General features: G+C 48.7%; 14 protein-coding genes and 3 tRNA genes. 14 read left to right on the top strand and 3 right to left on the bottom strand.

Annotated features, from left to right (window positions below):
• Positions 1–13 precede the first annotated feature (13 nt).
• The 7 genes from rpsR to BLS58_RS04265 all read left to right on the top strand — a co-directional run bounded on the left by rpsR (position 14) and on the right by BLS58_RS04265 (position 8,275).
• Complete coding sequence (gene rpsR / locus BLS58_RS04295; RefSeq protein ID WP_090396331.1) at positions 14–241, top strand: 30S ribosomal protein S18; 228 nt, start codon at positions 14–16, stop codon at positions 239–241.
• Positions 242–378: 137 nt separating this feature from the next.
• Positions 379–1,323: a YybS family protein gene (locus BLS58_RS04290; protein ID WP_090396329.1), complete on the top strand. Its 945-nt coding sequence runs from the start codon at positions 379–381 to the stop codon at positions 1,321–1,323.
• 11 nt (positions 1,324–1,334) lie between these two features.
• The gene (locus BLS58_RS04285) at positions 1,335–3,305 is read left to right on the top strand and encodes a DHH family phosphoesterase (protein ID WP_090396327.1); all 1,971 of its coding nucleotides are present in this window, start codon (positions 1,335–1,337) and stop codon (positions 3,303–3,305) included.
• Positions 3,302–3,748 (top strand): 50S ribosomal protein L9, encoded by a 447-nt coding sequence (gene rplI, locus BLS58_RS04280; protein WP_090396325.1) that lies wholly within the window; start codon positions 3,302–3,304, stop codon positions 3,746–3,748. Before BLS58_RS04285 ends, rplI begins: the two co-directional genes overlap by 4 nt.
• A gap of 27 nt (positions 3,749–3,775) precedes the next feature.
• Complete coding sequence (gene dnaB, locus BLS58_RS04275; RefSeq protein ID WP_090396323.1) at positions 3,776–5,137, top strand: replicative DNA helicase; 1,362 nt, start codon at positions 3,776–3,778, stop codon at positions 5,135–5,137.
• Between the two features lie 130 nt (positions 5,138–5,267).
• A complete protein-coding gene (locus BLS58_RS04270) occupies positions 5,268–6,557 on the top strand; it encodes an adenylosuccinate synthase (RefSeq protein WP_090396321.1) in 1,290 nt (429 codons plus the stop codon).
• Between the two features lie 308 nt (positions 6,558–6,865).
• On the top strand, positions 6,866–8,275 hold the full coding sequence (locus BLS58_RS04265) for an NAD-dependent succinate-semialdehyde dehydrogenase (protein WP_090396319.1): 1,410 nt from the start codon (positions 6,866–6,868) through the stop codon (positions 8,273–8,275).
• 43 nt (positions 8,276–8,318) lie between these two features.
• On the opposite strand, the gene BLS58_RS04260 is transcribed toward BLS58_RS04265, so the two are convergent.
• From BLS58_RS04260 to BLS58_RS04250, 3 genes are read right to left on the bottom strand one after another with little or no spacing between them, the layout of a single operon-like run.
• The gene (locus tag BLS58_RS04260; protein WP_425433663.1) at positions 8,319–9,206 is read right to left on the bottom strand and encodes an aldo/keto reductase; all 888 of its coding nucleotides are present in this window, start codon (positions 9,204–9,206) and stop codon (positions 8,319–8,321) included.
• A 1-nt stretch (position 9,207) separates the two neighbouring features.
• Positions 9,208–9,726 (bottom strand): GNAT family N-acetyltransferase, encoded by a 519-nt coding sequence (locus BLS58_RS04255; protein ID WP_090396315.1) that lies wholly within the window; start codon positions 9,724–9,726, stop codon positions 9,208–9,210.
• Between the two features lie 42 nt (positions 9,727–9,768).
• The gene (locus BLS58_RS04250; protein ID WP_090396313.1) at positions 9,769–10,488 is read right to left on the bottom strand and encodes a YqjF family protein; all 720 of its coding nucleotides are present in this window, start codon (positions 10,486–10,488) and stop codon (positions 9,769–9,771) included.
• 118 nt (positions 10,489–10,606) lie between these two features.
• On the opposite strand from BLS58_RS04250, the gene BLS58_RS04245 reads away from it, so the two are divergent.
• The 7 genes from BLS58_RS04245 to yycI all read left to right on the top strand — a co-directional run bounded on the left by BLS58_RS04245 (position 10,607) and on the right by yycI (position 15,662).
• Positions 10,607–10,682, top strand: a tRNA-Lys gene (locus BLS58_RS04245).
• 7 nt (positions 10,683–10,689) lie between these two features.
• Positions 10,690–10,765 (top strand) — tRNA-Asp (locus BLS58_RS04240).
• Positions 10,766–10,775: 10 nt separating this feature from the next.
• Positions 10,776–10,851: transfer RNA gene (locus BLS58_RS04235), tRNA-Phe, on the top strand.
• 111 nt (positions 10,852–10,962) lie between these two features.
• Positions 10,963–11,667: a response regulator YycF gene (gene yycF / locus BLS58_RS04230; protein ID WP_090396310.1), complete on the top strand. Its 705-nt coding sequence runs from the start codon at positions 10,963–10,965 to the stop codon at positions 11,665–11,667.
• 6 nt (positions 11,668–11,673) lie between these two features.
• Entirely contained in the window at positions 11,674–13,524 is a 1,851-nt protein-coding gene (walK, locus tag BLS58_RS04225) for a cell wall metabolism sensor histidine kinase WalK (RefSeq protein WP_090396309.1), read from the top strand.
• The gene (locus BLS58_RS04220; RefSeq protein WP_176764597.1) at positions 13,517–14,869 is read left to right on the top strand and encodes a YycH family regulatory protein; all 1,353 of its coding nucleotides are present in this window, start codon (positions 13,517–13,519) and stop codon (positions 14,867–14,869) included. The genes walK and BLS58_RS04220 overlap by 8 nt, the downstream gene beginning before the upstream one ends.
• Positions 14,856–15,662 carry a two-component system regulatory protein YycI gene (yycI, locus tag BLS58_RS04215; RefSeq protein WP_090396306.1) on the top strand — a complete coding sequence of 269 codons (807 nt, stop codon included), beginning with the start codon at positions 14,856–14,858 and terminating at the stop codon, positions 15,660–15,662. The genes BLS58_RS04220 and yycI overlap by 14 nt, the downstream gene beginning before the upstream one ends.
• The last annotated feature ends 7 nt before the right edge of the window (positions 15,663–15,669 follow it).

The following is a 15,669-nucleotide window of genomic DNA, read 5'->3' as shown; positions in this document are numbered from 1 at the left end:
AGGAGGGAGACCAATGGCACGTCGTAGAGGCAAGCGTAGAAAAGTATGTTACTTTACCGTTAATAAAATCGAAAAAATCGATTATAAAGATGTGGATCTTCTCCGTAAGTTCATCTCTGATCGAGGAAAGATTTTGCCTAGACGGGTAACAGGAACATCCGCAAAGTATCAACGCAAATTGACGACAGCGATTAAACGTGCTCGTCAAGCTGCATTGCTCCCATATGCCAAAGAGGATTAATGGGTATCACGAACACTGCCGAACCGATGGCAGTGTTCTTCTTTCATTTTAAAGATGTATGGGCTACAATAGACCAGTAAAACATAAAGTGAAATGGCTGGTTGAACCTGAATGGCCAAGTTTCAAGGGGTGGCTGCATGAATCAATCACGAAAATTAACTGAGGGAGCCGTAATGACTGCCCTTTTCGCAGTTTTGACGGCGGCAACCGTTTACATCCCTGTGTTGGGGATCATATTCGTCTGGATCCTTCCCCTTCCCCTTCTGATTTACACGATCCGTTTTGGGCCGAAGCCCGGAGCGATGGTTCTTGCTGTCAGTTTTGTTGTCAGCTTATTAATTGCTTCGGCGTTTGCCATTCCACTCGTGCTTCTTTTTGCCGTCGGCGGTTATGTCGTCGGGATCAGTTACTATCGTAAACGCTCAGCCTTTCAGACCCTCTACGCAGGCAGTATCAGCTACATTTTTACACTTGTACTTCTATTCGTCGGTTCGGTTGTGATTCTGGATATCCATCCTTTTGAAGCGTTGCAAAGCGGGATGGAAGATTCGGTTGATTCGGCTGAACAAGTATTAACGTCCCTTGATCAGGAAGTAGATGAGGAACAGCTGGATATGTATCGCGATAATATCGGACAAATCCCGCAAGTGGCCCCATTAATTATGGTTATGACAGGCATTGGGTATGCTTTTTTGACACAGGTTATTTCCCATCAATTTTTGCGAAGGTTCACCTCTCGCGCTTATCGGTTTCCGCCACTGCGTGAATGGTCTCTGCCAAGGTTTTTTCTTTGGTTCTACCTGGCCGGCATTATTATGAGCCTGGCGGTCATCGAAGATCAGGGTACAACGATGCATATGATTGTATCCAATATTTTTCCATTACTGGAATTTGCCATGATCATTCAGGGTGCATCGGTCATGTTCCAGTTTGTCTATATGCGAAATATAACAAGAGCGCTTCCAATCCTGATCCTTTTTCCGGGATTAATGCTTCCGCTCGTCCAAGTGTTCGTACGAATTCTTGGGATATTGGATATCGGCCTTGATTTAAAAAACCGGATCAAATCTGAAAAGAAGTAGGGGTTGTACAGATGCCCAATCTTTTAAAAAAGCATTGGTATTATTATCCGATTGTGTTCGTTTTCGTCATAGCGGTTGTTATGAACACGATACTTGCTTTCTTTCAATGGCAACTGGCATTGGTAGGGTTTGCTATTCTCATCGGTTTTGGGTGGCTTGCCTACTATGTGCTCAAACAAGTGCAGGCGGATTTGGCAAAATACATTTCAACGTTAAGCCATCGTGTCAATCGTGCGGGAGAGAAGGCTGTCACAAATTTGCCTGTCGGTATTTTATTGTATGATCAAAACGAACACATTCAATGGGTTAATCCATATCTGCATGCTTATCTACCGGATGAATATTTGGGAAAATCCATTACCGCCCTTTCCAGCGATTTGCCCGGCTTACTTCAAAACAAGCAGACAGAACATCACCTGCAAATGAATGATCGTGAGTATTATGTGTATCAACGGGCGGAAGAGCGGCTTTTATATTTTTTTGATATGACGGAAACGGTTCAAACACAGGAATTATACGACCAGGAACAAATGGTTATCGCTCATATTTTGTTGGACAATTATGATGACGTGACACAGGGATTGGATGATCAGGTGACGAGTCGTCTGCGGGGAGGGGTGCTTTCCCTGCTCAATCAATGGGCGAATGAGCATAATATCTTCTTAAGAAGTGTGGCTGATGACCGGTTTATCGCGCTGCTGGATTATCAAATCCTTACCGATATTGAGACGAATCGTTTTCAAATCATCGACGATATCCGCGAGCGGACGTCAAAGGAAAATGTCGCGCTCACACTCAGCATCGGCATCGGCAGTGGCGAAAAGACCCCCCGAGAACTCGGGGCACTTGCCCAGTCCAGCCTGGACCTCGCCCTCGGACGAGGCGGAGATCAGGTGGTTATTAAAGAAAGGAACGGGCAAGTCCGTTTTTACGGCGGCAAATCAAATGCGATCGAAAAAAGAACCCGCGTGCGTGCCCGTGTCATTTCCCACGCGCTTCGCGATTTCGTGCTTGAAAGTGACCAGGTGATCGTCATGGGCCACAAAAACCCTGATATGGACGCGATCGGCGCCGGCATTGGCGTATTGAAAGTCGCGGAAGTGAATGAAAAAGATGCCTATATCGTCGTTGATCCCGATGAAGTCAGTCCGGATGTGCAAAAGCTTATGGATGAAGTGGAACAACACGAATATCTCTGGTCGCGATTTATAACGCCAAGCGAATCTCTGGAGCATTTAACAAGGCAAACGCTCCTCGTCGTCGTGGACACCCATAAACCGTCGCTCGTGATTGAACCGAAGCTGCTTAATCGTGTTCATCGTGTCGTCGTGCTCGACCATCACCGCCGGGGCGAGGAGTTCATCGATGACCCTGCCCTCGTCTATATGGAACCCTATGCCTCTTCGGCGTCGGAGCTGGTCACGGAACTTTTGGAGTATCAGCCGAAGCGGGTATCGATGGATGCCCTGGAAGCAACCGCCATGCTCGCCGGGATGATGGTGGACACGAAAAATTTCAGTATCCGCACCGGGTCCCGCACCTTTGATGCCGCCTCCTATCTTAAGGCCAACGGCGCCGACACGACAGCTGTGCAACTGCTGTTAAAAGAAGACCTTGATCAATATATACAGCGCTCCCGACTGATTGAGAAAGCCTATATCTATCATGACGGCATGGCGATTGCGCGTAACGAAGATGAGGCATATTACCATCAAGTACTCATCGCGCAGACGGCGGATACGTTGCTCACGATGAACGGTATCAAGGGATCTTTTGTGATTTCAAAGCTGAAAGATCAACGTGTCAGCATCAGCGCCCGTTCGTTGGGAGATGTAAATGTTCAGATCATTATGGAAAAATTAGGCGGTGGCGGTCATCTTACCAATGCCGCTGTCCAATTGGATACGGTTTCTTTATCGGAAGCTGAGAACCGTTTGCAAACGGCCATCGATGAATATTTGGAAGGAGGAAGTACAGATTGAAAGTCATTTTTCAAAAAGATGTTAAAGGCAAAGGGAAAAAAGGCGAAGTTAAAGACGTATCCGAAGGTTATGCCCGTAATTATCTATTTAAGAATGACCTTGCTGTCGAAGCCACAAAAAGCAATCTCAAACAACTGGAAAAGAAAAAAGAACAGGATGAACGAAAAGCCCAACAGGAGCTCGAAAATGCGCAGCTGAAAAAGATGGAACTGGAAGAGACGACCGTGGAGATTTCCGCGAAGGCAGGCGAAGCAGGCCGTCTCTTCGGAGCGGTATCTACCAAGCAAATTACAGAGGCGCTCAAACAAAAAGGGTTCGATATAGATAAGCGCAAAATCGATTTGAAAGAGCCCATCCGTACGCTTGGGGTAACAAAAGTCGGGATCAAGATTCATCCGCAAATCATCGCTACGGTTGATGTTCATGTTAAAGCGCAAAACTAGACATGAGTGGGGAAAGGAGGCTGTGTGTTGAGTGATTTATTGACCGGGGACAGGACCCCGCCACAAAATATAGCAGCTGAACAAGCCGTATTAGGTGCGATTTTCCTTGAAGCCGAATCCCTTGCCAGCGCTCTTGATCGTCTAAAGCCCGATGATTTTTACCGGGCTGCCCACCAACGGATTTTCCGGACCATGAGCGATCTTTCCGAAAAGGGAGAGCCTATTGATCTTGTAACGGTCACCTCGCAATTACAGGATTATGAATGGCTGGAAGAAGCGGGTGGAATCTCTTATCTCACCGATCTCGCCAATGCTGTTCCCACGGCCGCCAATGTCGGTTATTACGCACGGATCATTGAGGAAAAAGCGCTATTACGTCGGCTCATCCGCGCGGCAACGTCTATCGTTTCCGAAGGGTACACGGAAGAACAAGAAGTGGAAGATGTGCTCGGGGATGCGGAACGAAAGATTCTGGAGGTGTCGAACCGCCGAGCTCCGGGGGCGTTTCAATCCATCAAGGAAGTGCTCATGGAGACCTATGACAACCTGGAAATGCTGCAGAGTCGCAGTGATGCCCTCACGGGGGTCGCCAGTGGTTTCCAGGAGCTGGACCGCATGACCGCGGGTTTTCAGAACAGTGATTTAATCATCGTTGCCGCCCGGCCTTCCATGGGAAAAACAGCCTTTGCCCTCAATATCACACAAAATATCGCGACGAAAACCGATGAGAATGTGGCGATCTTCAGCCTGGAAATGGGGGCGTCACAGCTCGTACAACGCATGCTTTGCGCAGAAGGAAATATCGACGGTTCCCGTCTGCGCACGGGCCAACTGCTGGAAGAAGATTGGGAAAAACTGACGATGGCGATGGGCACACTTTCGCGTGCCGGTGTTTATATCGATGATTCTCCCGGGATTAAAGTCGCGGATATCCGTGCCAAGTGTCGGCGTTTGCAGCAGGAGAAAGGGCTTGGCATGGTTTTAATCGATTACCTGCAACTTATTCAGGGACGGGGGTCGGAAAGCCGTCAACAAGAAGTGTCGGAAATCTCACGTAACCTTAAAGCGATCGCCCGCGAGTTGAATGTGCCGGTCATTGCTCTGTCGCAGCTTTCCAGGGGCGTGGAGTCACGCCAGGATAAACGCCCGATGATGTCGGATTTGCGGGAGTCCGGGAGCATTGAGCAAGACGCGGATATCGTTGCTTTTTTATACAGGGAAGATTATTACGATCAGGAAGCCGAAAATCAAAACATCATTGAAATTATTATTTCCAAGCAAAGAAACGGCCCCGTAGGAAACGTCGAGCTTGCGTTTATTAAGGAATACAACAAATTTGTGAACCTCGATCGCAAATACGACGAAAATGTAGCGCCGCCCGGAGCATAATGACGAACGAAAGAGTGGACGATGGTTGAAACCGTTCGGAAATTTTGACGGCATTTACTCATTTTGATACAATAAAGTCCGGTTTTATGATAAAACATGAACAATAGTCATACGGGAAGAGGTGAGTCTTTTGCCATCCATCGTTATCGTAGGAACACAGTGGGGGGACGAAGGCAAAGGGAAGATCACGGATTATCTATCGGAAAACGCGGAAGTGATTGCCCGTTATCAAGGGGGCAATAACGCGGGGCATACGATCAAGTTCGACGGTGAAACGTACAAATTGCATCTCGTGCCCTCCGGGATATTTTCTGAGCAAAAGATCTGTGTCATCGGTAACGGGATGGTGATTGACCCGAAGGCATTGGTCGAAGAGCTGGAAGGGCTTCAGGCTCGCGGCATTGATACGAGCAATTTGCGCATCAGCAACCGGGCGCACGTCATTCTGCCCTATCACATTAAACTCGATATCGTCGAAGAGGAAAGCAAGGGCGCGAGCAAGATCGGGACGACGAAAAAGGGTATTGGGCCCGCCTATATGGATAAAGCCGCCCGTGTCGGCATTCGCATCGCCGACCTTATGGAAAAAGGAGAATTCGCCGACAAACTCGCGCGTAATCTGCGTGAAAAAAACCGTCTACTGGAAAAAATCTATGAAACGGAAGGGTTTCAGGTGGATGATATTCTCGATGAATATTATGATTACGGCCAACGTCTCGCCGAATATGTCTGCGACACGTCCGTCGTTTTGAATGATGCCATCGACCAGGGGCGGCGTGTCCTGTTCGAAGGGGCACAAGGTGTGATGCTGGATATCGATCAAGGCACATACCCGTTTGTGACGTCTTCGAACCCGATTGCCGGTGGTGTCACGATCGGCTCCGGGGTCGGTCCGTCAAAAATCCAGCACGTTGTCGGCGTATCAAAGGCATATACGACGAGAGTAGGCGACGGTCCGTTTCCAACCGAATTGACCGATGAAACGGGCGAATGGATTCGCGAAAGAGGCCATGAATACGGGACAACGACCGGACGCCCCCGCCGCGTCGGCTGGTTTGATTCCGTCGTCGTTCGGCATGCGCGTCGGGTAAGCGGAATCACTGACTTGTCCCTGAATTGTCTCGATGTCCTATCGGGGCTGGAGACGGTGAGAATTTGTGTCGCTTACGAATACAGGGGCGAACGTCTCGAAGAGTTCCCGGCGAGTTTGAACGTGCTGGCAGAGTGCACACCGATCTACGAGGAAATGCCGGGATGGAGCGAAGATATTACCAACGCGCGGAGTCTCGGTGATCTCCCGCCGCGCGCCCGCCATTACGCAGAGCGCGTCGCCCAGCTTACGAATATCCCTTTATCCATTTTCTCCGTCGGACCCGACCGCGCGCAAACGAACGAAGTGCGCGGGGTGTGGGGTGTATAGGTGAAGAGCTAGTGCAGGTTGGGGTAAATGACCCGGTCCCACCGGGCTCAAGCAAGAACGCACTCCCGCGACCCTTAAAATGAAAAAGTGATCAAAATGGGGGGTGCTGGCGCTTGCTGCGCCCCCCAAAATGCAAGAATGATCCAAATGGGGGGCGCTGGCAGTTCCAGCGCCCCTTAAAATGACGGAATGGTCCATTTGGGGTGCGCGGCTCTCGCCCTGCCCTCTGCCATCATTTGCGGCCGATGTTTCAACTTTTGCTCATTTGGGGATAGATAAGAAAAAGCAAAAGGAGGAGACGCACGACGATGCAATTACTTATCAATGGCCAATGGACAGGCGAGAGCCTTGAACAAACCGATGTGACCAATCCTGCAACGGGAGACGTTCTTGATACCGTTCCGAAAGGGAGCAAAAATGAGGCAGAGAAAGCGGCTAACGCGGCATATGAAGCATTTCCGGGTTGGTCTAAACTTACGGCGCAGGATCGAAGCGACAAACTGGAGAAATGGTTTCAGCTGATCGGCGAGAACCATGAGGAACTCGCGCGCACGATGACAAAAGAACAGGGGAAATCAATTAAGGAAGCGCGCGGAGAGATTAGTTACGCGAATTCATTTATCAAATGGTACGCGGAAGAAGGAAAACGTGCCTACGGGGAGACAATCCCGGCTTCAGCACCGGACAAGCGCTTGTTTGTCACACAGCAACCTGTCGGTGTCGTCGCCGCCATCACCCCGTGGAACTTTCCGGCAGCCATGATCACGCGAAAAATAGCGCCGGCACTCGCGGTCGGATGTACAGCCGTCATCAAGCCTGCCGGACAAACGCCGCTCACAGCCCTCAAACTTGCGGAATTGGCGGGTGAGGCAGGCATCCCCGAAGGTGTCATCAATGTTGTGACCGGTTCAGCCAGCGAAATTTCCGAGGCTTGGCAAAAAGACAAACGCGTGCGTAAGCTCACCTTCACCGGCTCCACAGAAGTCGGAAAAACATTGATGAGCGGTGCTGCCGAAACGATGAAGAAAATTTCCCTTGAACTCGGCGGCCATGCGCCTTTAATCGTGCTTGAAGACGCGGACATCGATAACGCGGTTGAACAGGCGGTCACATCCAAATTCCGCAACGGCGGGCAAACGTGTGTCTGCGCGAACCGTATTTATGTTGCCGAGTCCATTGAAGAAACATTTACGAGCAAATTCAAAAAAGCGGTTGAAGATCTAAATGTCGGAAACGGACTGGACGAAGCCACCGATATCGGTCCGATGATCGATGGGGATGCGGTCGACAAGGTGCTTTCGCATATTGAAGATGCCGAGAAGCAAGGCGCAAAAGTCGTTACCGGTGGTAAAAAGTCCGACGGTCTATTCCTCACCCCCACAGTGATGAATGGGATAACCGAGGACATGGCCTGTATGAATGAAGAAACGTTCGGCCCTCTCGCCCCGATCTCCACGTTTAAAACCGAGGAGGAAGCCATTGAACGGGCGAACAATACGATCTATGGCCTGGCTTCGTATCTGTTTACGAGCGATGTATCCAAAGCGATCCGCTTGAGCGAACAACTCGAATACGGCATCGTCGGCTTAAACGACGGCGGCCCTTCCACGGCGCAAGCCCCCTTCGGTGGCTGGAAAGAAAGCGGTATCGGCCGTGAGGGCGGTCACCAGGGAATGGATGAGTTTCTGGAGACGAAATATATTTCCCTTAAACTATAAAGTGCACGACCCCGGTGCTTGCAAGCATGCCGGGGTCGTTCTTTTAAATGATATCCAGGGGCATTTTTTGCTCCGGTTTTGGGAAAACCTCGTCGATCTTTTCCAGGTCAGCCGCTGACAACTCGATCGTGGCGGCTTCGGCATTTTCAATCACATGAGTGGGGCTCGTCCCTTTCGGTATGGCGATGACGTCATTGGTCCGAATCGTCCATGCCAGTGCGATTTGCAGTGGTTTTGCCTCATGCTTTTCAGCTATTTCCTTAATGGTCAGGTTGTTCGTCAGTTGGCTGATGAGTGAACCGCCCTGTCCAAGCGGGCTGTAGGCCATCATCGGCATCTGCTGTTCCCGGTGCCATGGGCGTAAATCATAATCAATGCCCCGTGATCCTAAATGATACAACACTTGATTCGTGGCACAATGACTGCCATTTTTGATCTCCAGCAGTTCTTTCATATCCGGAGTGTCAAAGTTGGATACCCCCCACCTTGAAATTTTGCCTTCCTCGCGGAGAGCTTCCAATCCCTCGACGGTGTCCTCAAGGGACCCTGAAAATCCTCGCCAGTGCAAAAGGTACATGTCCAGATAATCAGTTCTCAAGCGACGCAAACTGTTTTCACAAGCCGTGCGGATGTTTCCTGAACCTGCATTGTGGGGATACACTTTCGAGACGAGAAAAGCTTCATCCCTGCGTTGGTGGAGGGCCTCGCCGATGACTCGTTCAGACTGTCCATCTCCATACATTTCCGCTGTGTCAATGACATTCATCCCTAAATCAAGGCCGATCTGCAAGGCTTTGATTTCATCAGCCTTTTTGTCGGGGTGCTCTCCCATTTTCCATGTGCCTTGCCCAATGCTGGGAAGTAAAGTGCCATCGGGCAATGGAACCGTGCGATTGTGCAAGGCGTTTCTGATACGTTCTGAACGTTCCATGTTATCCTGCCTCCTCATCGGTTAATACTTTCTCATAATAATAAAACGGTTGCGTTCTGTCGGTCCCTCCACGCGAATATCCGACGAGGTTGTAACCGAGACGTTCGAATAGATGGCGCGCTTTTTTGTTAAGGGCGTACGTATCAATTTTCATCGCTTTTAAGCCTTCATCCTGACATTTAGCTTCGGCAAAACGGATAAGCTCTGCGGCCACGCCGATATTGCGAACAGCCGGATCGACGGCAAGCCGGTGAAACGTTCCGGCTTCATGATCAGGATAGCTCCATGATAGATGTTCAAAGCGCTGAGGTATATCCTGGTCAATCGTGATAAAACCGACCGTACGCTGGTCGTTTTCCATTACGAACAATGTGTGCTCCTCGATGTCCTGCAAAAAATGCTCCACTGTTGGATACGACTCGTTCCATTGATCGCTTCCCTCCGCGTTCATCACCTGGACAGCTTTGGATGCGATGGCCATTATTGCTTCTATGTCTTCATTGCTCGCTTGTCGTATCATTTGTGTTAAGGCTCCTATCGTCAAAAGGTCACTATCAGCATATCAGGTGCAACGGTGCAGAGGCCAGAAGAACACTTTTTGCTTTCTGGCATAATGGAGCAACGGTTTTGTATCGGGTAAGGACAGCCCCTGGCCGGCGGCGATGGTATTTACGTGAATATTGGCTTCGGCTTGTTGCAGCGGCCAGGGGACGTGATGGATATCGAGAGCGTATAACTTGTTTTTATGGGTTGTGTACAAACGATAGCGTTCCGTAAGCCAGTGATCCAGCGTTTGCTTTCCGGCTGTATAAATGGGTGAAGCCGGTTGATAAGTAGCTTCAAAACCATTATCTTCTCGTACGCTGCGATAATCGGTGGTTTCTTTATTCTTTTTCACCTTTATATCGGCATAATCATAAGGAAGGTGGAAAAATGTGCGTGCCGCAAAGACCGCGGGGCGATGAGCAGCACTCAGGCTGAAAAAATAGACCCCCGGTTGGCCATTAAAGGTGACGTACGTTCTAACATTAATTTCGGGAAACGAATGAGCAAAGGGCACGGGTGGCAGAAAATGAGCCCGTAATTGCACGAGGTCAAACGGGATAATCCCGATCCAGGCTTGCCGATCAAAAGTATCAATCTCCAGGGGATCCGGAATTTTAGTTTGCAGATATTCCGGAGAAACGGGCCAATGGGCGAATAATACCTCTTTCCATGTCTGCGTCATTAACCAGGGCTCATCAGGGAGCGGGAAAGGCCGGTGTAAGGTTCTTTTGAACATCGTTATCCTCCTCGTCATTGGGTTGCTGTTGAATAGGATTTTCTAACGATCAAGCTTTCATGCCCCATTGCATTTAAAGCCTGTACATGCTAAGATAAGTTTTGTCTTTAGGTGTTATGAGCCATTAGCTCAGTTGGCAGAGCATCTGACTTTTAATCAGAGGGTCGGAGGTTCGAATCCTCCATGGCTCACCACTTTCACGGGCCTGTGGTGTAGCGGTTAACATGCCTGCCTGTCACGCAGGAGATCGCGGGTTCGATTCCCGTCAGGCCCGCCATTTACATATTGGCTCGATAGCTCAGTCGGTAGAGCAGTAGACTGAAAATCTACGTGTCGGCGGTTCGATTCCGCCTCGAGCCACCACTTTATAAATGACGCCCCGGAGTGATCCGGGGTTTTTTGTAGTGATAAATCATTTCTTGTGCCACTATGTTACAATAAACGAGAATAAAGCAGAAATGGGGAGAGTAGAACATGAATGAAAAAATACTCGTTGTTGATGACGAACAACCGATCGCTGATATTCTTGAGTTTTCCCTGCAAAAAGAGGGCTTTAAAATAGAAGTGGCATATGATGGCACAGAAGCGCTGGAAAAAGTCCATGAATTTGTTCCTGACCTCATTTTACTGGATATTATGCTGCCGAATAAAGACGGCATGGAAGTTTGTCGTGAAGTTCGCAAAAAATATGATATGCCGATTATCATGCTTACGGCGAAAGACTCGGAGATCGACAAAGTGCTCGGCCTTGAACTCGGAGCCGATGACTATGTCACGAAACCGTTCAGCACCCGTGAACTGCTGGCGCGCGTAAAGGCAAATATCCGCAGGCTACAGGTCGTACCCGAAACCGAACGACAAAACACGGACATTAAACACATCGGCGATTTAACGATTGACCCTGAGGCCTATCTCGTTCGTAAGCGTGGGGACCCGATTGAATTGACGCATCGGGAATTTGAGCTCATTCATTATTTAGGACGTCATATTGGACAAGTGATGTCCAGGGAACACCTTTTGCAAGCCGTCTGGGGATATGATTATTTTGGCGATGTACGAACCGTTGACGTAACGATACGTCGGTTGCGGGAGAAGGTGGAAGATAACCCGAGTTATCCGGCCTGGATTGTGACGAGGAGAGGCGTAGGCTATTATTTACGACATCCCGAACAGGAGTAATCGCCCATGGAGAAATTAAAGGGTTTCTTCAAATCTTTTCAATTTAAGCTCATCTTTATATATGTCATGCTCTTGTTTATCGCGCTGCAAGTGATCGGCGTATTCTTTATGGATCGCCTCGAGGAGCAGTTTGTTGAAAATCATCGGGAAGCCCTTGAAGATCAGATGAGCTTGCTTTCATACAATACGGAGCAAGTGTTGATGCAGGCCGATGGAGATGATGAGAATGAGACGGATATCAGCGAAGAGCTTAACGATCTATTCTCCCGTTATGCCGTAAACGAGGTAAGCGGGACGGGCACGACGATTCAAGTCGTGGATAGCCAACAGAATATCTTGGCCCACAACCAACCCGGCACGCAAAATGATGGCTTGCTCAATACGGAAATACGCGTCTCCCAGGCATTGCTCGATGAAGATACGAATGAAATCATGTTGGACTCCGATACCGGTCATCGGATCCGCGTCATCACGGAACCATTGCATGACAACGATGATCAGGTTATCGGCGCCATTCATTTGGAAGCTTCCATGGAAGATATGTACGGCGAAGTAGCCCAAATTAATAACATTCTTATGACGAGTGGAGGCGTAGCGCTGGCTATAACAGCTGCGCTCGGCATTCTTTTGTCCAGAACGGTTACCCGGCCCATTAAGGATATGCAGAAACAGTCGGCGGTCATGAGTGAAGGGGACTATAGTCGTCGCGTCCGGGTTTACGGGAATGATGAGATCGGTGAGCTTGCTTCCTCCTTTAATACGTTAGCGATGAATCTGAAAGAAGCAAATGCAACGACAGAAGGTGAACGTCGAAAACTCAGTTCTGTTCTTTCCAATATGACAGATGGCGTCATCGCGACCAATGAACTCGGCCATATCATCCTTCTCAACAAACGAGCCGAGATTTTGTTGTCATTGAACAGCGAAGAAGCGAAAGGAAAACCGCTTCCCGAAATCCTGCACCTATCCGAACGGCTTTCGCCGAGCGATCTCTACGATTATTCGGAACCGGTCGTCCTTGATTTCAGTGATGAAGGCGAGGATTTCGTATTGGAAGCCAGTTTTTCGGAAATTCGAAACAAAAACGGGGCGATCACCGGATTGATCAGCGTGCTCCATGATATTACCGAACAGGAAAAGTTGGATCGAGACAGACGGGAATTCGTGGCCAATGTTTCCCATGAGTTGCGGACGCCGTTAACAACGTTGAAAAGTTATATGGAAGCATTGGAAGAAGGTGCCATGGCGGATGAAAATCTTGCTCCCCGTTTTCTGGGCGTCATACAAGTAGAGACGGATCGAATGATTCGACTCGTTAATGACCTATTACAACTTTCCAGGATGGATGTGCAGGGTCATTCCATTCAAACGCTCGAGTATGATTTGGTGAGCTGGTTGCACGATGTCGTTGATCGATTCGAAATGTTGACCAGGGACCGGAATATGACTTTGGTTAGAGATTTTATACAAATGCCTTTACAGGTGAATATTGACAGTGACAAAATGACACAAGTCCTTGATAACATCATTTCCAATGCGCTTAAGTTCTCCCCTGAGGGCGGCACGATTACAGTCGGAGCCGATCTAACAGGGGAAAAGGCTCTCGTTTATATCGAGGATGAAGGACAGGGCATTCCCAAAAAGGATGAGCACAAAATCTTTGAGCGCTTCTATCGCCTGGACAAGGCTCGTGCCAGGAGCCTGGGCGGCACCGGGCTCGGGCTTGCCATCGCGAAAGAGTTGGTTGAAGCTCACGGCGGCTCGATCTGGGCGTCCGGGGCCTCCGGGCAAGGGACGAGAATCACGCTATCCTTGCCCTACAATTCCTATCCGGAGGTAGGTGAGAGCAGTGATTGAACAAATCAAATCAGTGATTCTGTCGATATTGATTATCTCCAGTCTCATTCTCACCTGGCAAGTATGGACTTACCAGCCTGATTTAGAGGCCCTGGAGGATGAAAGTGTGGAAGAGAGTGAGCCTCTCGCTGATCAAGTGGAAATGAACGAGGTTATCGCTCCGGTGGCTATGACCTTTCATCGCAACAATGAACCCTGGATGAGTACCGCTGACGATGAAGATTTTATCGATGAGGTTATGGAAGACCTTCTTTCCTCTTCATGGGGTGATTTCGAAATGCTTGAAGATATTGATCAAGAGCAGATTTATGAAGGTCAAGAGGATAAAATAGAGCTTATTTTGCCGACGGAGATTCCCTTGCAGCTGATCGATGACTTTCTGGAAGATGATGAAGTCCTCCTCGAGGAGTATGAAGATACGTTTACATTTGAACGGGTGCTGATCGCAGAAGAAGGAGAAAATGTGCGTGTTCAGTTCGTTTCTTTTGAAGAGCAGCAGGTGCTGGAAGGTTATGTAGATATGGCAACGGTCCAGTTTCAGGAGTACATGGACCATATGGACGACAGTAGTGTCTATTATGCCGTTGAAGAACATGTCGGAGACTACGACGGGCCTTTACAAAAACCGGTGTATTTGCCCTCTGAGTCTGTCACATATCCTTCCCTTCAGTACAGATCCATTGATATTAATGAAGAAATGCTTCTTCCCTATTTATTTGGGGATCCGGAATCTTTGCTCAATGCGGAAGAGGAAACCGTCGGAGAAGAAGAGCTCTATTACTCCAGTGATCGACAAATGAGAGTCAGTAGCCTCGGTAATTTCATTGAGTATGATTACCCGCAAAATCAGACGTCCGCAAATAGTGACGATGATATTATTCGCTCTGCTTATGAATTCGTTAATGCGCACGGCGGGTTTACAAATAGCTATCAGCTTTATGATTGGAATGTATCCGGAGAAAGCGAATTCGCTCAATTCCGAATGATGGTGGAGGGTCTGCCTGTGTTGGATACGGGATCCTCTCCCCATGACTATGCCTCGATCGACGTCGTGCAGGAAAATAGTGAGATCTCCGGATATGATCGGCCTGCTTTTAGTTTTAACGATCAGGAACCTTACGACGAGAATACGGAAGAACTTCCTGATGGTGAAACCGTACTGGCGGCCGTTGATGAAAACGATCATCTGCAGATGAGTGATATCCAGGATATACGGATCGGCTATGATATGGAAAGAGTCGACACTTTTGTTGAGATTACTCCCCATTGGTATGCAAGAAGTGATGACAGTTGGTATCGATTGGATGCTGATGATCGGGAGGAAGAGATAAATGGACTGGAATAGAACAAAGACGATTTTTATTTTCACTTTTTTGCTGTTGAACACGTTCCTGATCTTTCAACTGATGGATAATATGGAAAATCACGCGATGAACGAGGAGACCGGAGAAAGCTTACAGGAGCACATTGACCGCCAGAATATCGAGATTGATACCGACCTTCCTGATGACGACGAGTCTCTGTCTGTCGTTCGTAGCAGCATACTTGATGACCTTCCTGCTGAATTCGACATCTATGAGGAACAGGATGTATTCAGCGATGCGGAATTTGAGGAAGGAGAAATCACGGTTTGGCTGGAGGAACCTTACGATATCGAGGAGGATAATGCCTGGGCCGAACGGCGGGATTTCATCGATAACTACGTGTATGAAGGCGAAGAGTATCGCTTCGCCAACAGAGATGAATCGCAAGTGAATTACTACTACCATCATGAAGGGAGAACCCTTATCGCTCCGGGGAATACCCATCTTTCCCTTTATGAAAATGAAAACGGAGAGATTGAGTCCTTTTCCCAACAATTGATTTACACGGAAAACATGGCAGAACAGCCAACGGACTCCGCAATGGAAGCGATTGACATCTTGATTGAGGAAAACGAAATGACGAACAATTCAACGGTGGTAAACGTTGACCATGTGTATTACAGCGCGTTGTCTGAAGAATTCGCGAGTGATGAGGTTATGTTTTCTCCTTACTATCGGATTGTCGTCCGTGAACAGTATGAGAACGAAGAGCAGCTTCCGGATGTCTATCTCGTTTCGGCCGTTGAAGGGGAAGTGAGAATACAAGAGCCGTAGGAGGAAT

The sequence above is a fragment of the Natribacillus halophilus genome (assembly GCF_900100185.1).
GTDB lineage: Bacteria > Bacillota > Bacilli > Bacillales > Marinococcaceae > Natribacillus > Natribacillus halophilus.
The sequence above is the reverse complement of the archived record's forward strand: the minus strand, read 5'-3'. Positions and strand labels throughout refer to the sequence as shown.